21 protein-coding genes are annotated in these 23,418 nt (G+C 39.7%); 17 read left to right on the top strand and 4 right to left on the bottom strand.

From position 1 onward, the window contains the following. Positions 1 to 4: 4 nt before the first annotated feature. Complete coding sequence (rpmH, locus tag CWB66_RS07345; protein ID WP_004335215.1) at positions 5 to 139, bottom strand: 50S ribosomal protein L34; 135 nt, start codon at positions 137 to 139, stop codon at positions 5 to 7. A 517-nt stretch (positions 140 to 656) separates the two neighbouring features. Between rpmH and dnaA the strand changes: the two genes are divergently transcribed. The 8 genes from dnaA (at position 657) to CWB66_RS07305 (ending at position 11,202) form a co-directional block, all read left to right on the top strand. Further along, a complete protein-coding gene (gene dnaA, locus CWB66_RS07340) occupies positions 657 to 2,045 on the top strand; it encodes a chromosomal replication initiator protein DnaA (protein ID WP_077536535.1) in 1,389 nt (462 codons plus the stop codon). A 13-nt stretch (positions 2,046 to 2,058) separates the two neighbouring features. Then, positions 2,059 to 3,162 carry a DNA polymerase III subunit beta gene (dnaN, locus tag CWB66_RS07335; RefSeq protein WP_077536534.1) on the top strand — a complete coding sequence of 368 codons (1,104 nt, stop codon included), beginning with the start codon at positions 2,059 to 2,061 and terminating at the stop codon, positions 3,160 to 3,162. A gap of 15 nt (positions 3,163 to 3,177) precedes the next feature. Further along, positions 3,178 to 4,272: a DNA replication/repair protein RecF gene (gene recF, locus CWB66_RS07330; protein WP_138584858.1), complete on the top strand. Its 1,095-nt coding sequence runs from the start codon at positions 3,178 to 3,180 to the stop codon at positions 4,270 to 4,272. Positions 4,273 to 4,284: 12 nt separating this feature from the next. Then, complete coding sequence (gene gyrB, locus CWB66_RS07325; RefSeq protein WP_138584857.1) at positions 4,285 to 6,711, top strand: DNA topoisomerase (ATP-hydrolyzing) subunit B; 2,427 nt, start codon at positions 4,285 to 4,287, stop codon at positions 6,709 to 6,711. Between the two features lie 142 nt (positions 6,712 to 6,853). Beyond that, entirely contained in the window at positions 6,854 to 7,756 is a 903-nt protein-coding gene (glyQ, locus tag CWB66_RS07320; protein ID WP_007584197.1) for a glycine--tRNA ligase subunit alpha, read from the top strand. Between the two features lie 2 nt (positions 7,757 to 7,758). Next, on the top strand, positions 7,759 to 9,828 hold the full coding sequence (gene glyS / locus CWB66_RS07315) for a glycine--tRNA ligase subunit beta (RefSeq protein WP_138584856.1): 2,070 nt from the start codon (positions 7,759 to 7,761) through the stop codon (positions 9,826 to 9,828). Positions 9,829 to 9,903: 75 nt separating this feature from the next. Further along, positions 9,904 to 10,353, top strand: a complete 450-nt coding sequence (locus CWB66_RS07310; RefSeq protein ID WP_138584855.1) for an early set domain-containing protein — start codon at positions 9,904 to 9,906, stop codon at positions 10,351 to 10,353. Positions 10,354 to 10,677: 324 nt separating this feature from the next. After that, the gene (locus CWB66_RS07305; protein WP_138584854.1) at positions 10,678 to 11,202 is read left to right on the top strand and encodes an REP-associated tyrosine transposase; all 525 of its coding nucleotides are present in this window, start codon (positions 10,678 to 10,680) and stop codon (positions 11,200 to 11,202) included. 62 nt (positions 11,203 to 11,264) lie between these two features. Here the strand turns inward: CWB66_RS07305 and tusA are convergent, their stop codons facing one another. The 3 genes from tusA to fadB all read right to left on the bottom strand — a co-directional run bounded on the left by tusA (position 11,265) and on the right by fadB (position 15,154). Beyond that, positions 11,265 to 11,504 (bottom strand): sulfurtransferase TusA, encoded by a 240-nt coding sequence (tusA, locus tag CWB66_RS07300; RefSeq protein WP_138584853.1) that lies wholly within the window; start codon positions 11,502 to 11,504, stop codon positions 11,265 to 11,267. Positions 11,505 to 11,820: 316 nt separating this feature from the next. Beyond that, positions 11,821 to 12,990 (bottom strand): acetyl-CoA C-acyltransferase FadA, encoded by a 1,170-nt coding sequence (gene fadA, locus CWB66_RS07295; protein WP_138584852.1) that lies wholly within the window; start codon positions 12,988 to 12,990, stop codon positions 11,821 to 11,823. Positions 12,991 to 12,994: 4 nt separating this feature from the next. Then, positions 12,995 to 15,154 (bottom strand): fatty acid oxidation complex subunit alpha FadB, encoded by a 2,160-nt coding sequence (fadB, locus tag CWB66_RS07290; RefSeq protein ID WP_138584851.1) that lies wholly within the window; start codon positions 15,152 to 15,154, stop codon positions 12,995 to 12,997. Positions 15,155 to 15,346: 192 nt separating this feature from the next. On the opposite strand from fadB, the gene CWB66_RS07285 reads away from it, so the two are divergent. The 9 genes from CWB66_RS07285 to CWB66_RS07245 all read left to right on the top strand — a co-directional run bounded on the left by CWB66_RS07285 (position 15,347) and on the right by CWB66_RS07245 (position 23,200). Beyond that, positions 15,347 to 17,233, top strand: coding sequence for a transglycosylase SLT domain-containing protein (locus CWB66_RS07285; protein WP_138584850.1), 1,887 nt, complete (start codon positions 15,347 to 15,349; stop codon positions 17,231 to 17,233). A gap of 114 nt (positions 17,234 to 17,347) precedes the next feature. Further along, positions 17,348 to 18,670 carry a Xaa-Pro dipeptidase gene (pepQ, locus tag CWB66_RS07280; RefSeq protein WP_138584849.1) on the top strand — a complete coding sequence of 441 codons (1,323 nt, stop codon included), beginning with the start codon at positions 17,348 to 17,350 and terminating at the stop codon, positions 18,668 to 18,670. A 73-nt stretch (positions 18,671 to 18,743) separates the two neighbouring features. Beyond that, on the top strand, positions 18,744 to 19,358 hold the full coding sequence (locus tag CWB66_RS07275) for a YigZ family protein (RefSeq protein WP_077536524.1): 615 nt from the start codon (positions 18,744 to 18,746) through the stop codon (positions 19,356 to 19,358). A gap of 95 nt (positions 19,359 to 19,453) precedes the next feature. Continuing rightward, positions 19,454 to 20,905: a TrkH family potassium uptake protein gene (locus tag CWB66_RS07270; protein WP_138584848.1), complete on the top strand. Its 1,452-nt coding sequence runs from the start codon at positions 19,454 to 19,456 to the stop codon at positions 20,903 to 20,905. Positions 20,906 to 20,938: 33 nt separating this feature from the next. After that, complete coding sequence (locus tag CWB66_RS07265; protein WP_077536522.1) at positions 20,939 to 21,604, top strand: flagellar brake protein; 666 nt, start codon at positions 20,939 to 20,941, stop codon at positions 21,602 to 21,604. A 457-nt stretch (positions 21,605 to 22,061) separates the two neighbouring features. After that, positions 22,062 to 22,274 carry an EF-hand domain-containing protein gene (locus tag CWB66_RS07260; protein ID WP_077536521.1) on the top strand — a complete coding sequence of 71 codons (213 nt, stop codon included), beginning with the start codon at positions 22,062 to 22,064 and terminating at the stop codon, positions 22,272 to 22,274. A 63-nt stretch (positions 22,275 to 22,337) separates the two neighbouring features. Beyond that, positions 22,338 to 22,550: an EF-hand domain-containing protein gene (locus tag CWB66_RS07255; protein ID WP_138584847.1), complete on the top strand. Its 213-nt coding sequence runs from the start codon at positions 22,338 to 22,340 to the stop codon at positions 22,548 to 22,550. Positions 22,551 to 22,694: 144 nt separating this feature from the next. Continuing rightward, complete coding sequence (locus CWB66_RS07250) at positions 22,695 to 22,907, top strand: EF-hand domain-containing protein (RefSeq protein ID WP_077536519.1); 213 nt, start codon at positions 22,695 to 22,697, stop codon at positions 22,905 to 22,907. 77 nt (positions 22,908 to 22,984) lie between these two features. After that, positions 22,985 to 23,200, top strand: a complete 216-nt coding sequence (locus CWB66_RS07245; RefSeq protein WP_138584846.1) for an EF-hand domain-containing protein — start codon at positions 22,985 to 22,987, stop codon at positions 23,198 to 23,200. Positions 23,201 to 23,418: the final 218 nt, after the last annotated feature.

The following is a 23,418-nucleotide window of genomic DNA, read 5'->3' as shown; positions in this document are numbered from 1 at the left end:
TAAATTAAGCAGAAAGAACTTTGCGGCCTTTAGCGCGGCGACGTGCTAATACTTTACGGCCATTTACAGTTGCCATGCGAGCACGGAAGCCGTGTGCACGTTTGCGTTTTAAAACGCTAGGTTGAAAAGTTCTTTTCATAACAATCTCATCCGATCGGTTAAAGTTAAAACATCCTATACAGGTCGCGATCCTGGCATAGGTGCCATTGCGAGCGCGAGATATTATAGATGAAGTGACTTAAAGTCAATCATAATTACACTCTATACTAAGTGTTAGTTACTCTATTAATGGTGATCGAAAATTATGATCAACTAGGATCATCATAAATAAGAAGTTTTCCACAGCCCCTGTATAGAAAGTGAATAAAAGCGGGGGAAAAGTAAAGTGGATCGTAAAATTTGTTCGCGATCTTAGTGTTATTTTGTTATGATCTATCTTCTGGCTTTTAAATAAAAGCTCATTAAAATCAGTCTGTTAATGTTTTTATACAGCGATATCAACAATTTTATAAAAATCAATCTTTTACTTGTGGATAAAGTGCCTTCATAATACGCGGCCTTAGGCCACTTATTTGGCTATTTTAACGCAATAAATGCATGATTTTTAATCATTAATGATGTGCGGGAATAAAAATTATATCTCTGGGAGTTTAACTGTGTATCTGTCGGTTTGGCAAAGTTGTTTATATGTATTGCAAGATGAATTGCCTTCGCAGCAGTTCAGTATGTGGGTAAGACCACTTCAAGCAGAAAGTACCGAAGATACCTTGACGATTTATGCACCTAATCGCTTTGTGCTTGATTGGGTGAGAGAAAAGTACCTAAATAGAATTAACGAATTATTGGTTGAGATCTGTGGCGTTGAAGCACCAGAGCTGCGTTTTGATGTGGGAAGTAAACCTTTATTGAATGCGCAGGCTGCACCTGTTGTAGAAACTCAACTAGCGCCAAGTGCGCAGGCTTCAACAAAGCAACAGCCTCGAGAGCAAAAGCCGGTGGTTGAGCCTGCACCTAAGTCTGGTTATAAATCTAATATTAAAGAAAACTACACATTTGATAGTTTTGTTGAAGGTAAATCAAACCAATTAGCAAAAGCTGCGGCCACGCAAGTTGCAGATAATCCTGGTTCTGCTTTTAACCCTGTATTTATATACGGTGGTACTGGTTTAGGTAAAACTCACTTATTGCATGCTGTAGGTAATGGCATAATGGCTAATAAGCCGGATGCTAAAATTGTTTATATGCATTCAGAGCGCTTTGTTCAAGATATGGTAAAAGCGCTACAAAATAATGCAATTGAAGAGTTTAAACGCTATTACCGAAGTGTTGACGCATTAATGATTGATGATATTCAATTTTTTGCTAACAAAGAACGCTCTCAAGAAGAGTTCTTTCATACCTTTAATGCCTTACTTGAAGGCAACCAGCAAATTATCTTGACCTCTGACCGTTATCCTAAAGAGATTGAAGGCGTTGAAGATCGTCTTAAATCACGTTTTGGTTGGGGGTTAACTATCGCGATTGAGCCACCAGAGCTCGAAACGCGAGTTGCTATTTTGATGAAAAAAGCCCAGCAGAGTAAAATAAACTTACCTCACGAAGTTGCTTTTTTTATCGCTAAAAAATTACGTTCAAATGTACGCGAATTAGAAGGCGCGCTTAACCGTGTAATTGCTAACGCTAACTTTACAGGACGTCCAATTTCTATCGATTTTGTAAAAGAGGCGCTGCGTGATTTGCTTGCCTTGCAAGATAAACTGGTTACCATAGATAACATTCAACGTACGGTTGCTGAATACTATCGAATTCGTATATCAGACCTGTTGTCTAAGCGTCGCAGTCGCTCTATAGCGAGACCGCGACAAGTTGCTATGGCACTGTCTAAAGAATTAACTAATCACAGTTTACCGGAGATTGGTGATGCATTTGGTGGACGCGATCATACGACCGTATTGCACGCTTGTCGTAAGATCAAATCGCTACGTGACGAAAGCCACGAAATTAAAGAAGATTACCAAAATTTAATAAGAACATTGTCATCTTAGGGCTGACTTTATTATGCAAATAACAATATCAAGACAACAATTTTTAAAGCCATTGGTACAAGTGTCTGGCGCCATAGAGCGTAAACACACGCTACCAATTTTATCTAACGTTTTGTTAGTAGTAGAAAACGGACAGCTTTCAATGACAGGGACTGACCTTGAAATTGAACTCGTTTCGGGCGTATTTGTAGGTGATGACATTGCTGATACAAAACTAACGTTACCCGCTAAAAAGTTACTCGATATTTGTAAAAGTCTACCTGATGGTTCAGACATTACTTTAAGCTTGCAAGAGCATCAATTACTTTTGACTAGTGGTAAAAGTCGCTTTTCATTAACGACTTTATCGGCTGATGACTTTCCAAATTTAGAGCAGTGGGATGGAGAGGTTGAGTTTCAGCTTACTCGTTTAGAGCTTCGAAAGTTACTTGAAAGCACGCATTTTTCGATGGCGAATCAAGATGTACGTTATTACTTAAATGGTATGTCGTTTGAAGTAGATAATACTGATATAAAAACAGTGGCCACTGACGGACACCGTTTGGCTATAGCGCAAAAGCAATTAACGCAATCGCTTAACACTCAGCGGCAACTCATTATCCCTCGTAAAGGGGTGCAAGAAATAATGCGCCTAATGGTTGCTGATGACGAGTTAGTAACAATTCAGTTTGGCGCTAATCATATTCGCATTATTGACCTTGAATTTATATTTACGAGTAAATTGGTTGATGGACGTTTTCCTGACTATCGTCGTGTATTACCGCGCGGTGGCGACAAAGTAATTACGGCTAATCGTGAATGGCTGCGAAATGCTTTTCAGCGCGTATCTATTCTATCGAACGAAAAGTTTAGGGGTGTTCGTTTAAACTTATCAAATGGTTTATTAAAAATTACGGCTAACAACCCAGAACAAGAGCAAGCTGAAGAAGTTGTTGAGGTAAGTTACCAAGGCGACGATTTAGAGATAGGTTTTAACGTATCTTATGTATTAGACGTTTTAAATACATTAAAAACAGAAGATGTATTATTTACATTAGCCGATTCAAACAGCAGCGCACTAATTGAAGGTGCAGGCGATGAAGAAGCGATGTACGTTGTTATGCCTATGCGTTTATAAGACTATTAATACACAATGAGTTTAAGTCATTTGAGCCTCAAATGTTTTCGTAATATTGAGGCACTGACGCTAGAACCAGTAAATGGCGTTAACATAATATATGGTGAAAATGGCAGTGGTAAAACTAGCCTTTTAGAAGCTATTTATTACCTTTCTCACGGCAAGTCTTTTCGTACTCCAAAACACAAAAGTATTATTGCGCACCAGCAAGAACAGTTTGTTATTCATGGTCGTAAAACAATACATGATTTATCTATTCCTATTGGTATAAGTAAAACCCAAACAGGCGAAACGAATTTAAAAATTCAGGGTAAGGCAAGTCGTAAAGTGTCAGAGCTCGCTCAGCTCATGCCAGTTCAAATAATTACACCAGAGAGTTATTCTTTATTTTTTGGTGGACCTAAAGAACGTAGAAAGTTTTTAGATTTGGGTTTGTTCCACGTGGAACATGAGTTTTTTTACTTGTGGCAATCGTTTAATAAAGTATTAAAACAGCGTAATGCATTGCTAAAGACTAAGCCTAAGAATTATTTTGACCAAATTAAGTTTTGGGACAAAGAATTTGTTAGACTGGCTGAACAAATAAATAAATTAAGAATGGCGTATATAAGTAGGTTTAATCAGCAATTTTTTGATAAAATGTGTGCAGAATTAACGCTTGTACGTGATTTAGAAATGACCTTTAATGCAGGCTGGAAAGAGAATGAATCTCTTGCAGATGCATTAGAGCAAAACTTTGAGCGAGATGCTCGCCAAGGGTTTACAAGTAAAGGGCCGCACAAGGCCGATTTTAGTTTTAGTGTCGCTGGCAATAGCGTAGAGAATACGTTCTCACGCGGTCAATTGAAGCTATTACTGTATGCGTTAAAAGTAACGCAAAATAGCTTAATTGAGTCAGAGACAGATAAGCAATCTATATTGCTAATAGATGATCTACCTTCAGAGTTAGGCGAAGATACAAAAGAGAAAGTCGGACAATTATTGTCTCACTGCAGTTCTCAAATTTTTATCTCTTCAATTTTGTCTGAAAGTATTTCTGCTGTGGTGGAACCCATGCAACGAGAACTACAAATGTTCCACGTGAAACATGGCAACCTAATAACAAGATAAGTGGGATTAACCATGTCTGATAATTATGGCGCGTCGAGTATTAAAGTACTTAAAGGATTAGATGCAGTAAGAAAGCGTCCTGGAATGTATATAGGGGACACCGATGATGGCACAGGCTTACACCACATGGTGTTTGAAGTAGTCGATAACTCTATCGATGAAGCCTTAGCTGGTCATTGTGATGATATTTATGTAACGATTCACTTAGACGGTTCTGTCTCAGTAAGAGATAACGGTCGTGGTATCCCAACTTCTATTCATGAAGAAGAAGGCGTATCAGCAGCAGAAGTTATCATGACGGTACTTCATGCTGGTGGTAAGTTTGATGATAACTCTTATAAAGTATCAGGTGGTTTACACGGTGTTGGTGTTTCTGTTGTAAATGCACTTTCTGAAAAGTTAAAGCTTACTGTTCGTCGTGAAGGAAAACTTCATGAGCAGTTTTACACTATGGGTGTTCCAGATGCACCTTTAGCAGTTATTGGTGATTCAGAAACGACTGGTACAGAATTACGTTTTTGGCCAAGTGGTGAAACATTTACAAATCTAGATTTTCATTACGAAATTTTAGCTAAGCGTTTACGCGAGCTTTCATTCCTAAATTCAGGTGTGAGCATCATTTTAAATGATGAACGTGAAGAAAATAAATCTGATCACTTTAAATACGAAGGCGGTATTCAAGCATTCGTAGAATACTTAAACCGTAATAAAACACCTATCCATAAAGGTGTATTCCATTTTACTCACGAACGTGAAGAAGATGGTATTAGCGTTGAAGTATCAATGCAGTGGAATGATGCATACCAAGAAAATATTTATTGTTTCACAAATAATATTCCACAACGTGATGGTGGTACTCACTTAGCCGGTTTTAGGTCTGCGCTAACACGTACACTTAATAACTACATGGAAAAAGAAGGCTTTAATAAAAAGGCAAAAACAACCAGTAATGCGACCGGCGATGATGCCCGTGAAGGCCTAACTGCAGTTGTAAGCGTTAAAGTTCCTGATCCTAAGTTTTCATCACAAACTAAAGATAAGCTCGTTTCAAGCGAAGTTAAATCTGCGGTTGAGCAAGCAATGGCTGAAAAGTTCACTGAGTTTTTATTAGAAAACCCAGTAGATGCCAAAATTGTTGTTGGTAAAATCATTGATGCATCTCGTGCGCGTGAAGCGGCGCGTAAAGCCCGTGAAATGACACGTCGTAAAGGCGCTATGGATTTAGCTGGCTTGCCAGGTAAGTTAGCCGATTGTCAGGAAAAAGATCCTGCACAATCAGAACTATATATAGTGGAAGGGGACTCTGCTGGCGGATCAGCCAAGCAGGGACGTAACCGTAAAAACCAAGCTATTCTTCCTCTTAAGGGTAAAATCTTAAACGTAGAAAAAGCACGTTTTGACAAAATGTTATCTTCGCAAGAAGTAGCAACGCTAATTACTGCATTAGGTTGTGGTATTGGTCGTGACGAATATAATCCTGAAAAACTACGTTATCATCGTATCATTATCATGACCGATGCGGACGTGGATGGTTCTCACATTCGTACGTTACTACTAACATTCTTCTATCGTCAAATGCCAGAAATCGTTGAGCGCGGTTATATTTACATTGCTCAACCACCACTTTATAAAGTGAAAAAAGGCAAGCAAGAGCGTTATATTAAAGATGATCCTGCATTAGTAGAATATCTAACATCACTTGCGCTTAACAATGCTGCTTTATATACAGGTACTGATGCATCGGCACTCGAAGGTGAAGCACTAGAAACAATAGTTCACGATTACCAAAACACAGTTAAAGTAATCGAGCGCTTAAAACGTAAATATCCAAGTACGGTTATGGAGCGTTTAATCTACCAAACCGAGCTGAAAAAAGAAGACCTTTCAGACGAAGCTAAAGTAATTGCATGGACTAAAGAGTTAGTTGACGATTTAGTTACTCGTGATGAAGATGCAACTATTTTTAATGCTGCAACACAGCATGATACTGAACGTAACTTATACTATCCAGTTGTGAATATTCGCCAGCACGGTGTAGATAAGTCACATGTACTTAGTCATGACTTTATTGCATCACGTGACTATCAACGTATTGCTGCAACTGGTGTTAACATCGCAAACATCATTACTGAAGGCGCATATATTCAACGCGGAGAGAAAACACTTCCTGTTGATAACTTTGTGGATGCTTTAGAATGGTTGATTGCTGAGTCTAAGCGTGGTTTATATATTCAACGCTATAAAGGACTAGGTGAAATGAACCCAAGCCAGCTCTGGGAAACGACAATGGACCCAGATGCACGCCGTATGTTACAAGTAACAATTGAAGATGCCGTTGGCGCCGATCAGTTATTTGCTACATTAATGGGTGACCAAGTAGAGCCACGCCGTGAGTTTATTGAAACTAACGCACTGCGCGTAGTTAACTTAGACGTGTAAAAAATAATACTTACTTCAAAAAAGGAGCCTAATGGCTCCTTTTTTATTTTCTTCAATTACACAAACTGCTTAAAACCTGAGTGTACACACGGTATACTAAGGGTAATTTTCACGCTACTTCTTAGATAGTAAAAAGCCAAATATGCAAAAATATGACGTAAAAACCTTTCAAGGTTTGATCCTGGCTTTACAGGATTATTGGGCGCAGCAAGGCTGTGTCATTATTCAACCACTTGATATGGAAGTGGGCGCAGGGACATTTCACCCGCAAACTTTTTTAAAGTCTATTGGTCCAGAACCAATGGCGAGTGCTTACGTTCAACCGTGTCGCCGTCCTACAGACGGTCGCTACGGCGAGAACCCAAATCGCTTACAACACTACTACCAATTTCAGGTAGTTTTAAAGCCATCACCAGATAACATCCAAGAGCTTTACTTAGGCTCTTTAGCGGCTATGGGTATCGATACATTAACTCACGAAGTTCGCTTTGTAGAAGATAACTGGGAATCACCTACGTTAGGTGCGTGGGGCTTAGGTTGGGAAATTTGGTTAAACGGCATGGAAGTAACGCAGTTTACCTACTTTCAGCAAGTTGGTGGTATTGAGTGTTCACCAGTAACAGGTGAAATTACTTACGGTTTAGAACGTTTAGCAATGTACATTCAGGGCGTAGATAGTATCTACGACTTAGTATGGGCAGACGGCCCATTAGGGCGCGTAACATACGGCGACGTGTTCCATCAAAATGAAGTAGAGCAGTCTACTTACAATTTTGAACACGCAAACGTAGAAGACTTATTTGCTCAGTTTGATAAATGTGAAGCAGAAAGCCAAAAGTTAATTGAAGCAAACTTACCATTACCTGCTTACGAGCAAGTAATGAAAGCATCGCACGCATTTAACTTACTAGACGCACGCCACGCAATTTCGGTAACCGAACGCCAACGTTATATTTTACGCGTTCGTGCGTTATCAAAAGCGTGTGCACAAAGTTACTATGACAAACGCGAAGCGCTTGGTTTCCCGCTGTGTAAGGATAAGTAAGCATGTCAGCACAAAATTTATTAGTAGAAATTGGCACAGAAGAGTTGCCACCAAAAGCACTGCGTAAATTAGCAGAGGCTTTTGCTGCAAACTTAACAGCAGAGCTAGAAACACTAGAATTAGCACACCAAGGTGTAAGCTGGTATGCATCGCCTCGTCGTTTAGGTTTACAAGTAAAAGCGCTTGCAGCTAAGCAACAAGACAAAGAAGTTGAAAAGCGTGGTCCAGCAACTAAAGCCGCATTTGATGGTGACGGTAACCCAACAAAAGCAGCAATGGGTTGGGCACGTGGTTGTGGTATTGAAGTAAAAGACGCACAAACACTCGAAACAGACAAAGGCGCATGGTTATTGCACATTGCTAAAGTAGCAGGGCAAGAAACTAAAACGCTAATGACAGGTGCAATTACTAAAGCATTGGCTAAACTACCGATTCCTAAACCAATGCGTTGGGGCGCGAATAAAACACAATTTATTCGACCAGTGCATACGGTAACTATCTTGTTTGGTGATGAGTTACTTGAAGGCGAAATTCTTGGTAAGCAAATAACTAACCAGCTTCAGGGTCATCGTTTTCATCACCCAGAAAAAATTAGCATATACCACGCAGATGACGTTTTTGACGTACTTAAATCTGCTTACGTTATTGCTGATTACGAACAACGCAAAGCGCAAATTCGTGCACAAATAGAAGAGGCTGCAAGCGCAGTTAACGCTGTTGTTGCAATGGATGAAGATTTACTAGAAGAAGTAACATCACTTGTAGAGTGGCCAGTGACTTTAACGGCAACGTTTGAAGAAGCATTTTTAGATGTGCCAGCCGAAGCGTTAATTTACACCATGAAAGACGATCAAAAATACTTCCCGTTATTAGATCAAAACGGCAAACTTTTAAATAAGTTTTTGTTTGTATCTAACATCGAAAGTAAAGATCCAAGTGTGGTTATTTCTGGTAACGAAAAAGTAGTGCGCCCGCGTTTAGCCGATGCACAGTTCTTCTTTGAAACAGATAAAAAGAAAACATTAGAAAGCCGATTAGAATCGCTTGATAGCGTATTGTTCCAAAAACAACTTGGTACGCTTAAAGATAAGTCTCAACGCATTAGTGAGCTTGCAGGTTATATTGCTGAGCAATTAGGTGCTGATAAAGACCTAGCACAGCGTGCAGGCTTATTAAGTAAAACTGACCTAATGACTGAAATGGTAATGGAATTTACCGACGTGCAAGGTGTAATGGGAATGCATTACGCTCGCCACGATGGTGAAGCCGAAGATGTAGCCGTAGCGCAAAACGAGCAGTATATGCCACGCTTTGCAGGGGATAACTTACCTACAAACTTAATTAGCTGCGCAGTAGCGATTGCTGATAAGTTTGATACGCTGGTGGGTATTTTTGGTATAGGCCAAGCACCTAAAGGTGACAAAGACCCATTTGCTCTTCGTCGTGCTGCTATTGGTGCACTTCGCATTATGGTAGAAAAACAGCTACCACTTGATATTTTAGACCTAGTAGCTAAATCGCAAACATTGTTTGGCGACAAGTTAACTAACTTAAATGTATCAACTGACGTATTTGAATTTATGCTAGGGCGCTTCCGTGCTTGGTATCAAGACGAAGGGATTGAAGTAGACGTAATTCAAGCTGTGCTTGCACGTCGTCCGACTAAACCAGTTGATTTTGATCGCCGCGTTAAAGCCGTAAGTCATTTCCGTACATTAGACGCAGCAGAAGCGCTTGCAGCCGCTAATAAGCGTGTAGGTAATATTCTGGCTAAAAACGACATTACCAGCCAAGGTAGTGTTGATGAGAGCTTATTAAGCGACGACGCCGAAAAAGTATTGGCATCACAGGTAGCAAAATTTGCCACTGACCTTGCACCACTTTACGCAGATGGAAACTACCAAGAAGCATTAAGCCAATTGGCAGGTATTCGTGAAAGTGTTGATAACTTTTTTGACAACGTAATGGTTATGGCCGACGATGAAGCAGTTAAGCAAAATCGTCTTGCGCTGCTAAGCCAGTTAAGCGGATTGTTTTTAGGTATTGCAGATATTTCTGTTTTACAAAAATAACACCGATTAGCAATTTTAAAAGCCAGCGTTTTGCTGGCTTTTTAGTTTTCACTGTATGCAAAGGAAACCCCATTGATGATTTCTATGAAACGAATTTTAACCTTAGCAATTGCTGGTTTACTTACTGCCTGTACAAGCCAAATTTCGATTAACGATGTATTGCCACAGCAAGAGCTTGACCGCACAATTTACTTACGTGGTGACTTTACATTGTGGGATGCAGAACCCCAGTATAAGTTTGCGCCAGTTGGTCCAGCGCTTTATCAAGCACAAGTTAAATTTTCGACGCCTGGTAAAGTGTACGAATTTAAAATAGCCGATGCCGATTTTAGTGAAGGCTACAACTGTGGTTACAGCGACTCACAACCAGCAGGGCAAAGCCTAACACTGGGCCAGCCAGCTATCGCAGACTGTAATACTATTTATAACTACTTTAGTTTCACACCAGCAATAAAAGGCACGTACATAGTAAGTATTGATTACAGTGACTACGATGAGCCGAAAGTGACGATAACGAAGAAGTGATTTTTAGCTATTAACAGCCCTAGTTGATTGATGGATTTGTGACAAGGACGTTGTAGTGTTTATTCAGCATTAACACCAAGGGGATTTCGTAGGTTGGGTAGAGTGAAGCGAAACCCAACATGTGTGGCGAACCAAACTATTTTGGTGGTTATTAAATACGTTGGGTTTCGTAAAACTCAACCCAACCTACGGCAGACACAAGTTTATGGGGTTGCTATAAGCGTGCAACAACATCGTGGATAAGTTTGACTTAAACTTGCCTTGATTATAATTAACAAAACTAATCTATACTCTTATTTATCTGTTTATTTTATGGATAAAAATATGCGTTACAAACGTATGTTAGAGGCGGGCGCATGTTATTTTTTTACGGTAAATTTGGAAGATAGATCTCAGCCTTTGCTTGTGGAAAATATAGAGTTATTACGTCGTGTATATTCAAAGGTGGCAAAAAAGCATCCAATAAAGACGATTGCAATCGTTATCATGCCCGATCACCTTCATGTTATTTGGCAATTACCAAAAGGCGATAATAATTACGCAATGCGTTGGCGGCTTATAAAATCAGGCTTTTCTCGAGAGCTTCCAGCAACAGAATTTTGTAATAAAAGTCGAATAGCGAAGGGAGAGCGTGGGATTTGGCAGCGTCGTTATTGGGAGCATAAAATTAGAGATGGAGAAGACTTAAATAACCATATTAATTATATCCACTACAACCCTGTGAAGCATAAATATGTTTCTGAAGTCAGTAATTGGCCTTTTTCGAGTTTTCATCGATATGTCAAAGATTCAAAATTACCGAGTAACTGGGGAAGTGATAATAAGTTAAACGATATATATGATGAGTGAAATTATTTCGATTATTACAAAATACGTTGGGTTTCGTAAAACTCAACCCAACCTACGCCAGTTTACAACCCTTTCTTCACCACATACCTATACGGTGCTTCTGCTGCATCTTTAGCCACCAGCGTGTGGTCCATAAACGTACAAAAACTCGGAATGTCGCGAGTGGTTGATGGGTCATCTGCGGTTATTAACAGTGTTTCACCATCACTCATTTTTCGAATAGCAGCACGTACCATCATTACAGGCTCTGGACAGCGAAGGCCGATAGCATCTAATTGGTGATCGGGGTTATCAAAGCTCATAATAAATTGGCCTGTTTAAATAAAGTGGTTGCTGTTTATGCGAGTGCTTAAGTATAGCAATTAATAAGTTTGGCAGTTTAACGCAATTTTATGTGTAATTTAACTATTTTACTTAGATCTAGATCAGCATTTTGTTTAATGCTTTTAGCCGTTTCAAAATGCTTTATTTAATAATACGCCCGATCACATAATTACGATGTTACATGCTTGTTTGATAAAGGGTCGTTTTCATAAATTGAAGCTAATAAAAAAGGCGAACTGAATAAAATCAGTTCGCCTTTTTAATCACCAAGATGGTTTTACATGTTTAAACTAATTAGTCTTGAACACGCTCAAATACAGTCGCAATGCCTTGGCCTAAACCAATACACATAGTTGCTAAACCGTATCGTACATTTTTGTCTTCCATTAAGTGAATAAGCGATGTGCTAATACGCGAACCCGAACAACCCAGAGGGTGACCCAATGCGATTGCGCCGCCATTTAAATTCACTTTTTCGTCAACAACATCCATTAACCCTAAATCTTTCATTACAGGTAATGATTGTGCTGCAAAGGCTTCGTTAAGTTCTACTACGCCTAGTTCATCAATTGTAATACCGGCTTGTGCAAGTGCTTTTTTACTTGCTGGTACTGGGCCGTAACCCATAATTGATGGATCGCAACCAGCGACTGCCATTGCTTTAATGCGTGCACGAATCGGTAAGCCAAGTTCTTTAGCTTTTTCTTCGCTCATTACTAACATTGCAGATGCGCCGTCAGAAAGTGCAGAAGACGTACCGGCTGTTACCGTACCCGATGCAGGATTAAATACAGGGCGAAGCTTTGATAGACCTTCTACTGTTGTTTCTGGGCGAATTACTTCGTCGTCTTCAACTAAGATAAGCGAACCATCTGCTGCGTGACCTTCCATTGCTAAAATTTCGCGACGGAAACGGCCTTCAACTGTGGCAGCTTGTGCACGTTGATGTGAACGGTAAGCAAATTCATCTTGCTGCTCACGGTTAATGCCATGAAGCGTTGCAAGGTATTCTGCTGTTAAGCCCATAGAGCCAGATGCTTGTGCAATTGATGTTGCTAAGCCTGGGTGAAAGTCGTTGCCGTGAGTCATAGGTACGTGGCCCATGTGCTCAACACCACCAATTAGGTAAGTGTCGCCAGCGCCGGTCATTATTGCGCGTGCTGCGTCATGCAATGCTTGCATTGAAGAGCCACATAAACGGTTAACCGTAACAGCAGGAACGCTGTGCGGAATACCGGCAAGCAATGATGCGTTACGTGCTACGTTAAAGCCTTGCTCTAATGTTTGCTGTACACAACCCCAATAAATATCGTCAATTGATGCTGGATCAACTGCTGGGTTGCGATCAAGTAAGCCTTTCATTAAATGTGCGCTTAAGTCTTCAGCACGTTTATGTTTGAATACACCACTTTTAGAGCGACCCATTGGTGTGCGGATACAATCTACAATTACTGGATTATTCATGATATTAACCTTCCACCTTATAGAAAACACGACCTTCTTCGGCCCACTTGCGAGTTTGTTCAGATACTTGGTAAATCGCACCTAGGTGAGCGTATTTGTCTGCTGCTGCAACAAAGTTAGCTAAACCAGTTTGATCTAAGTAACGGAACGCGCCGCCTCTAAATGGAGGGAAACCAACACCGTAAACGAGTGCCATATCTGCTTCTTGCGGCGAGGCAACAATGCCTTCTTGCAAACACAGTAGCACTTCGTTGATCATTGGAATCATACAACGGTCGATGATTTCTTGTTTATCAAATTCTTTTGGTGCGTCTGTAATTGGGCTTAATAGCTCAATTGCTGTCTCGTCATGAGACTTTTTAAGACGACCGCGACGATCTGTTTCGTATTTGTAAAAACCTGCTTTGTTCTTTTGACCAAAACGTTTTTCGTTAGCAAAAATAGTAACAGGGTCTTTATCTGCACGCGCCATGCGCTCAGGGAAACCGTCAGCCATTACACCAGTACAATGGAACGCTGTATCAATACCTACAACATCAAGTAGGTAAGCTGGACCCATAGGCCAGCCAAATACGTTCTCCATTACTTTATCTACTTTCGCAAAGTTAGCGCCTTCAACCACTAATTTGCTAAAACCAGCAAAGTAAGGGAATAAAACACGGTTTACAAAAAAGCCTGGGCAATCGTTAACAACAATTGGTGATTTACCTAATTTAAGCGCGTAATCAACTACTGCATTAATTGTTTTATCTGAGGTTTTTGCACCACGGATAATTTCTACTAATGGCATTTTTGGCACTGGATTGAAAAAGTGCATGCCACAGAAGTTTTCTGGCTTATCTAGCGCTTGCGCTAGTAAATCAATGCAAATAGTCGATGTGTTTGAAGTAAGTACAGTGCCTTCTGGCATGTTCTTTTCAAGATCAGCGAGTACTGCTTGCTTAACTTTAGGGTTTTCTACAACGGCTTCAACAATAATGTTGGCGCTTTGTAAGTCTGAATCGTTAAGTGTTGGTTTAATTTTGCTAAGTGTTGCCAACATTTTTTCCATTGGCATGTGGCCACGCTTAACTTTTGCACCTAACAGTTTAGACGCTTCACCCATACCTAAATCAAGCGCATCTTGCTGGATGTCTTTCATTATAATAGGCGTGCCTTTATAAGCAGACTGGTATGCAATACCGCCACCCATAATACCTGCACCTAATACAGCGGCTTGTTTAATTTCTACATCGCTGTGCTTAGCAAATTTACGTGCTTTACCTTTAATGTATTGATCAGCTAGGAATATACCTGTTTGTGCCGCAGCCTCTGGTGTACGTGCTAATTTAGCAAAGTTAGCGTTTTCGATTGCCATTGCTTCATCGCGAGTACAGTTTGCTGCTGCTTTAATAGTACGCACAGCCATAACCGGTGCAGGATAGTGGCCTTTGGTTTTACCCATTACCATACCTTCTGCCATTGCAAAGCTCATGCCTTGCTCAACACGGTTTAATTTAAGTGGCTGTAGTTTTACGTTGCGTTTTGCTTGCCAATCTAGCTTGCCAGCAATAGCTAACTCAAGTGTTGATACACTTGACTCTAAAAGTTTGTCAGTACTAACTACTGCATCAAATGCGCCTACTTTCAGGGCATCTGCTGCGCGATTTTCTGCGCCAGAAGTAATCCACATCATTGCGTTATCTGCGCCAATGATGCGTGGTAAGCGCACTGTGCCACCAAACCCTGGCATTATGCCTAGTTTAACTTCTGGTAGGCCCATTTTAGCTGTTTCGCTTGCTACGCGATAATCGGTAGCAAGTGCCCACTCACAACCACCGCCAAGTGCCAAGCCGTTTATGGCGCTTAGGGTTGGGAATGGTAAATCTTCGATTGCGTCGAAAATATCGGTCGCATTTTTGATCCACACTACTAATTCTTCTTCAGGTCTAGTAAATGTAGGTAAAAATTCGAAGATGTCGGCACCAATAATAAAGTGCTCTTTATCACTGGTAAAAATCATGCCTTTGATATCAGAATTGGCTGCTAGTTCTTTTAATGCTGCTGCGCAATCTGAAAGAGTTTTTTGAGATAATGTGTTTACAGAACCTGTAGCACAAAACTTAAACTCGGCGATGTTTTCCTTTAGGAAGCTAACTTCAAAGGAATCGCTTTTATATAACATTATTATTCTCCCTAGTTGACGAACTAAGACTGGTACGATGAGTTTGCATTTCAATCAGTGTGCTTGCTTTAAATTAAAAATGCAACGAAAAATTTAACTCGGTTACAATCGGTTGGTTAAAATATAGCTGGTTTGGTGCTAAGGTGGTTGAAAAGTTTTTATTCACTACTTTAATTTTTATTAAAGGATATTATGAAAAAATATTTATTGAACTTTGCGGCAGCTGCATTTATTTTCCCTCTTCATTCTGCCGAAGTGAGTCTAGATAATGACGCATTTGTAGATGCCGAAAAAAAAGTACGTCATGGCAGCTATCAAAATTTTAAAACGGCGGTTAATAATTTAGATCACCCTTTAAAACCTTATGTTGAAAAAACCTATTGGCAGCGTCACCCCAATATTAAGTATCAAGCCGAAATAGAAAGCTATTTAACTATTTATCAGCATACGCCTCTTGAATGGCCTGTGCGTGAGGCATGGTTAAAGTATTTAAAAAGGAAAAATAAAAAAGCGGCATACATTAATAATTATCGTGAAACATCTAATACAGCGCTTACGTGTACTTACTTAGATTTTCAGCGAGATTTAGGCGCGCCTGAAAAGGCGATATTAAATCAAGTAACCGATTTATGGACTGTTGGAAAATCGCAACCCGAAGAGTGCGATAGCCTTTTCTCGTTATGGCGAAAAAAAGGCTATATGAGTAAGGAAATAGTTTGGCAGCGAATTACACTTGCGGCCCAAGGGGGGAAGCAAAGTTTATTACCTTACTTAAAAACGCTGTTACCTAAAGGCGAGCGTTACTTAGCTGATTTATATTTAAAGGTGCGTCGTGACCCGAGTGCTTCAGCAGGTTTGTATCGATACAAAAAAAAGTCAGTAAAAGAAGGGCAAATAGCACTTTATGGTGTTAAGCGTTTAGTGTGGCGCGATAAAGAACTCGCTTTAAAAGCGTGGGAAAAGCTAGAGAAGATTTTCAAATACAGTGATGAAGCAAAAGCCGATGTGTATTACACCTTTGCATTATCGCTTGCTTCAAGCGGGCATAACCAAGCCAGCTTTTGGCTAAATAAAGTGCCAAAAGAGCGCCTAGACAGCAAGCTTATTCAATGGCAGCTGGGCAATATGCTTAAAACCCAAGATTGGGAAGGTATAGCGGCATTTTTTACAGGCAAAGATAATTTAAGTTTGGGTCAGCAATATTGGTTAGCTTATAGCTATGAACAACGTGGTGAGCAAAAAAAGGCTGATAGTATTTTTGTAAATGTAGCCGCTAATCGTGACTATTACGGGTTTTTAGCTGCTGCACGCTTAGGGTTACCTATAGAGCTAAATAATCAAGCGCTGGTGGTTGATCAAAAACTGCTGGACAAGGTGAGTAATGCGCCCGGTTTTAAGCGAGCAAAAGCGCTTTATGAATTAAAACGTTTTACTGCAGCCCGAAGAGAGTGGAATTATTTAACCAATACCTCTAGTGATGACGAAAAGCTCGCCGCTTCAAAGCTGGCGGCAGAGTTAGATTGGTACGATAGTGCTATTTTTACTCTCGCAAAAATAAAAGCATGGGATTATGTTGAACTGCGTTTTCCGTTTGCATTTCAAGACGTGTTTGAACGTTACAGTAAGCGCAGCAAAATTGACGTAGCGTGGAGCATTGCGATTGCAAGGCGTGAAAGTTCATTTGCACCTGATGCACGCTCGCATGCTAATGCACGTGGCTTGATGCAATTGCTACCAAGCACGGCTAAATACGTCAATAAAAGTAGTGTATCGAGTAATCGGTTATACCAACCGAAAACAAATATTAGGTTAGGCAGTAGCTATTTGCAGTATTTAAAAAAGAAAAATCATGGCAACGAAATACTCGCTACAGCTTCTTATAACGCTGGGTATCATCGTATTAAACGTTGGTTACCTGATGAAGCTATTCCTGCTGAGTTATGGGTGGAGCTTATTCCATATCGTGAAACTCGTGATTATGTAAAAAATGTATTTGCATATAGACAGGTTTATCATACTCGAATGGGCCGAGAAGGAAATGTACTAGCGCCGCTACTGGAAATGAAAATGGGCGGTTAGTAAACATATGTTTAAAGTAGGGGGATATCTAATGTGATTAGATGCCCCCTTATTTAATGCAATTGGTATAAGTGGTAGACTCAGAGCAAGTTAAATTTAACAGATGGATTAACAATGAATAAATTAGCCGTTTTATACGCCGAACATATTGCAACACTGCAACAGCGTACTCGTACAATTTGTGAAAGCGAAGGGTTAGAGGGATTAGTTATTCACTCGGGCCAAGCTAAACGTCAGTTTTTAGATGATATGTATTACCCGTTTAAAGTTAATCCTCAGTTTAAAGCATGGCTGCCAGTTATTGATAATCCGCATTGCTGGATTGTGGTAAATGGTAACGACAAGCCAAAACTAATATTTTATCGTCCTGTTGATTTTTGGCATAAAGTGCCGGACGAACCTCGTGATTTTTGGGCTGAGTATTTTGATATAGAACTACTGCTACAACCTGATCAAGTTGAAAAGCTACTGCCATACGATAAAGCTAAATACGCTTATATGGGCGAATATATAGAAGTAGCGCAAGCACTTGGTTTTAGTATTATGAACCCAGAGCCTGTACTTAACTATTTTCATTACCACCGCGCTTATAAAACGCAGTACGAGCTTGAATGTTTACGCAACGCTAACCGCATTGCAGTAGACGGACACAAAGCTGCACGCGATACCTTTTTTAATGGTGGTAGCGAGTTTGATATTCAGCAAGCATACTTAATGGCTACACGTCAGAGTGAAAATGAAATGCCGTATGGCAACATTGTTGCACTTAACGAAAACTGCGCTATTTTGCATTACACGCACTTTGATCCAGAAGCACCACATACCCATAACTCATTTTTAATCGATGCTGGGGCAAACTTTAATGGTTACGCAGCTGATATTACCCGTACTTATGATTTTAAAAAGCAGGGTGAGTTTTCTGAGCTTGTGGATGCGATGACAGTACAGCAAATTGAATTAGGTCAAGGTTTGAAGCCTGGTATGCTTTATGGCGATTTGCACGTTGAGTGTCATAACCGTATTGCGCAAATATTAAGTGACTTTAAAATTGTTAACCTACCTGCGGCAGAAATTGTTGAGCGTAAAATTACCTCTACTTTTTTCCCGCATGGTTTAGGTCATCACTTAGGCTTACAAGTGCACGACATGGGTGGCTTTATGAGTGACGAAAAGGGTACTCACCAACCTTCGCCAGAAGGACATCCATTCTTACGTTGTACGCGGCTGATTGAAAAAAACCAAGTGTTTACTATTGAGCCAGGTTTATACTTTATTGACTCATTGCTTGGTGATTTAGCACAAACCGATAATAAGCAGTTCATTAACTGGGAAAAGGTTGAGTCGTTTAAACCGTTTGGTGGTATCCGCATTGAAGATAATATTATCGTTCATGAAGACAGCCTAGAAAATATGACGCGTGATTTAGACTTAGCTTAACGATACTATCTATGTTTGAATAATTGGGGCCATAAGGCCCCATTTTTTTGGTTGAATATTGGTTAAGTAAAGTATGTCAGAATATAAATACCCTGCAGCGGATGTGTTTCATCAAGAAGAAATTAAAAAAAGCACCTTTATTGTGCATATTGCACACACGCCAGATTTAGCCTGCGCAAAAGCATTTATTAAAAGTATTGAAGAAAAATATTCAGACGCTCGTCATAATTGCTGGGCGCACGTAGCGGGTAATCCAGGTGGTAGCCATGTTTATGGTTTTTCGGACGATGGTGAGCCAAATGGCACTGCGGGTAAGCCTATGCTTAATGTGTTGATGGGTTCGGGCCTTGGCGAAATAACAGCGGTAGTGACGCGTTACTTTGGCGGTATAAAGCTAGGTACTGGTGGGTTAGTACGTGCTTATGGTGGCTCATTAAATAATGCATTAGTAAAATTGCAAACGGTGCTTAAAGTTCCCAGTATTGAAATTACAGGAAGTAGTGAATACAGCATGCAAGGCGCGATTGAGCAGCGGCTAAAGAGCAACTACCAAGTACTTAATATTGATAAGCAATTTACTGCTAATATTGAATGGGTGATCACGATTGATAGCCGCCAAGCACAACAAGCAATTAAAGATATTTTTGATTTAAGCCACGGCGCAGTTGAGTTAACTATTAAAGAGTAATAACCTACACAAGTTGCATTTAATGCATACCACTTAATTTGAACAGGCTGACACTACTTAGCCTGAATTTACTAATAATAAAAGCGATAAGCTAAATGCAATTTCGTACCATCATAAAAATTCTTGGCCAACTTGTTGCGCTGTTTAGTATTACCATGGTGCCACCGGCACTGGTGTCTTTAATTTATAAAGACGGTGGTGGTGTTCCATTTGTTTTAGCATTTATATTCAGTATTGTTATTGGCCTAATGGCTTATTACCCGAACCGCCACGAAAACGGAGATTTAAAAGCCCGCGAAGGGTTTTTAATCGTAGTTCTGTTTTGGTTGGTATTAGGTGCATTCGCATCTTTACCGCTCATATTTTTACAAGAACCCAACCTATCATTTGCAGATGCGGTGTTTGAGGCATTTTCAGGCTTAACAACTACAGGTGCAACCGTACTGACGGGGATTGAATACCTCCCCAAATCCGTATTGTTTTATCGCCAACAGTTACAATGGTTTGGCGGTATGGGGATCATTGTACTCGCTGTAGCGATACTGCCTATGCTTGGTGTTGGTGGAATGCAGTTATATCGCGCTGAAATACCAGGGCCTGTAAAAGATTCTAAAATGACCCCGCGTATTGCTGATACAGCAAAACATCTTTGGTATATTTATGTGTCACTTACTACTGCGTGTATGCTTGCTTATTGGGCGGCTGGTATGGATTGGTTTGATGCTATTTGCCATGCGTTTTCAACCGTAGCCATTGGTGGGTTTTCTACTTATGATGCCTCGATAGGCCACTTTAACAGCCCAGTTATTAACTTTATTTGTGTGTTCTTTTTAATTATTGCAGCCATAAATTTTTCATTGCACTACGCAGCGGTAGCCAGTCGAAATGTACAGGTATATTTGCGCGACCCTGAGTTTAAAGTATTTTTGTGTATTCAATTAGCGCTGGTGGTTATTTGTTTTACGGTACTGTCATCAAATGAGATATACGCTAATGGTGATGAAACGCTAGATCAGGCTTTATTTCAAGCTGTATCAATGAGTACTACAGCGGGCTTTGCTACCGATAACTTTTCAACATGGCCATTGTTTTTACCAATATTACTTATATTTTCGAGCTTTATTGGTGGTTGTGCGGGTTCTACCGGTGGCGGTATGAAAGTGGTTCGTGTGTTTTTACTCTATTTACAAGGTGTGCGTGAGCTCAATCGTTTAGTACACCCTCGTGCTATATATTCTATAAAGTTAGGTCGAAAGGCGCTTCCAGATAAAGTCGTCGAAGCGGTATGGGGATTTTTTTCTGCTTATGCATTAGTGTTTATTATTATTATGTTAGCGCTTATGGGGACTGGTATGGACAACATAACGGCGTTCTCAGCTACTGCCGCATGTTTAAATAACTTAGGCCCTGGTTTGGGTGACGTTGCATCACACTATGGTGCTATAACCGATGGCGCTAAATGGTTGCTTACTATTGCAATGGTGTTTGGTCGCCTCGAAATATTTACTCTACTGGTACTATTTACACCAACGTTTTGGCGTGGGTAAAAAAGTCAGTAAATACATCATTGGGAAAGGGATATGCCAGCAAATTTAGAAAAGCTAAAGCATATAGGTGTAGGCAGCTTAGTCGACCTAGAAATATTAACACCTACAAGTAGTAAGCGTGTTAAAACTGAATTAGTTGGTTTGCTTGATGATAAGTTTATTATTTTAAATTACCCCAATTCTAAACGATTGCTTGCAGCCAGTGATTATTTGCGTGACGGTGTGATGGTGGTAGTAAGAGCGTTGATAGAAGGTAGTGGTGGGCAAGTTATAGCATTTCGTCAACAAGTTATGTCGGTTACTTCTCATCCTGCTAGGCTGGTTTTTATTAATTTTCCTAAACACGTGCAGTTATTTGATCTGCGTTCACAAGCACGTATCCCTACTTTATTGCCAGCTAAACTTAAGTTAAGTGACGAAAGAGTGCTTGATGGAGTGATCAAAGACGTTTCATTAACTGGCGTTATGTTTGATATCAAAAGCGATCAAGCGCTTGAAAATATAAAAGATATGCAATGCACTGTTATGCTCGATAGCAGTGGTAAAAACTTTGCAGGTGAAGTGTGCAGCGTTAAAGGCTATTCGGCGGGCGCTAAGTGCGGTATTAAGTTATTAGCCAGCGAAGACGAAATGAGAACTTTCATGAGAGAGCACTTTATTGATCCCTCAATGCTTAACTCTGAACTTGATGAAAGCTAAGTTTCGCTATTATGCAACAAACTAGTGATTTATTATTTTTTTGCAGAAAAATTATTTAACCATCACCAAATAAAATAATAAACCATATAAAACAATAATTTAAATTTCAAAAAATCCTTCCAATTGTATTTATAAAAAAAAGTTCAGCTAAGGTTTAGCTAAATTTCAATGTTAAATCATCTTTTAAGTATCTAAATTTATAAACTGTAGTATTTTTAATCTTCTTAACATTATGTTTTTAAAGGTGTTTTTGTTTTTGCTTGAAACCCTGTTGCCAAAAAGCAACAAAAAATCTTGAACAATTTGCTTTCCTCACTCCTAAAGTTAGTCAACTCATTGAAAATAAATAACTTTTAAAAGTTGGCATCTAAGTTGTAATAGTCTGGGTGTACTAAACAAAACGTGATTTAAAGTGAACTACTTAATCGCATAAACATAACTTTGAAGGATACATATTATGAAACGCATTAATAAAACTTTAGCACTTATCGCATTAGCATCTTCTTCAGCTGCATTTGCAGCAACTGATTTCGATACGTTAGATGTTGATGGTAGTGGGGCCATTAGCCAAGCTGAGGCATCAGTAGATGCAAAATTAATGAGCATGTTCTCTGAACTTGATACAGACCAAAATGGTGAGTTATCAAAAGAAGAATTTTCAAAAGCATAAGCTTAACGCTACGGGGTGGCATAAGCGCCCTGACATTACTCAAAAATTTTAAGGATACACGTTATGAAAACATTAAATAAAGCACTAGCACTTATGGCAATAGCCTCTTCTTCAGCCGCGTTTGCAGCAACCGACTTTAATACATTAGATGTGGATGGCAGTGGCACAATTAGTCAATCTGAGGCATCGGTAGATGCAAAGCTAATGAGCATGTTCTCCGAGCTTGATACTGACCAAAATGGTGAGTTATCAAAAGAAGAATTTTCTAAAGCTTAATTAAAGGTATTGATCCTGAGTTGCCAAAGACAACCTAAGTAGGCAAGGGAGCTTACGAAAGAGGATAACAAGGAAGTGAAAAATTACGGTTTAAGTTCGAGCTCTCATTTTTTTGATAGAACATTTAATATGAAGGATTAAGTTATGAAACATTTAAATAAAGCGTTGGCACTTATGGCTATAGCGTCTTCTTCAGTTGCATTTGCAGCATCAGACTTTAATAGCCTTGATATAGATGGTAGCGGCACGATTAGCCCAAGCGAAGCGGCAGTTGATGCTGACTTAATGGCTGAATTTGTTGAGCTAGATACCGATGGTAGTGGTGAGCTTTCTAAAGAAGAGTTCGCTAATTATTAAGTCACCCTTTTAAATTAAACATTTTTCACAATTAGGGATCTTTGAAAAGGACTTCTCATCTTATTAGGAATATTATTATGAAAACATTAAACACAGCACTTGCAGTTTTGGTTCTAGCATCTTCGTCAGTGGCATATGCGGCAGTAGATTTTGCCTCTTTTGATGGTAATGGCGATGGCGTAATTAGTATGGAAGAAGCAAAAGTAAATCCTCAACTTGTGAAAATCTTTGATGATTTAGATGCTGACGGAAATGGTGAGATTTCTAAAGAAGAGTTTTCTAAAGTACAATAAAGAGCCACTGAAAACTCTTAATTGATATATAAAAGCAGCTAACCAGCTGCTTTTTCTTCGATGATAATAGGGCCTGTTGACCTTTGTAGATTAAAATTTGTTCAATTTAGGGGCGATTTAATCGCGACGTGAGGTTTGTAACCTAGTGGGCTAAGTAAAAACCGAGCAACAAAGAGTAAATTGCCCCTAGGCAGAACCCAAGGGCAGCGCATGTTTGG

This window comes from Pseudoalteromonas sp. S558 (assembly GCF_005886635.1).
Lineage (GTDB): Bacteria > Pseudomonadota > Gammaproteobacteria > Enterobacterales > Alteromonadaceae > Pseudoalteromonas > Pseudoalteromonas aliena.
Note: the sequence above shows the minus strand (reverse complement) of the source record. Positions and strands in the feature narration are given on the sequence as shown.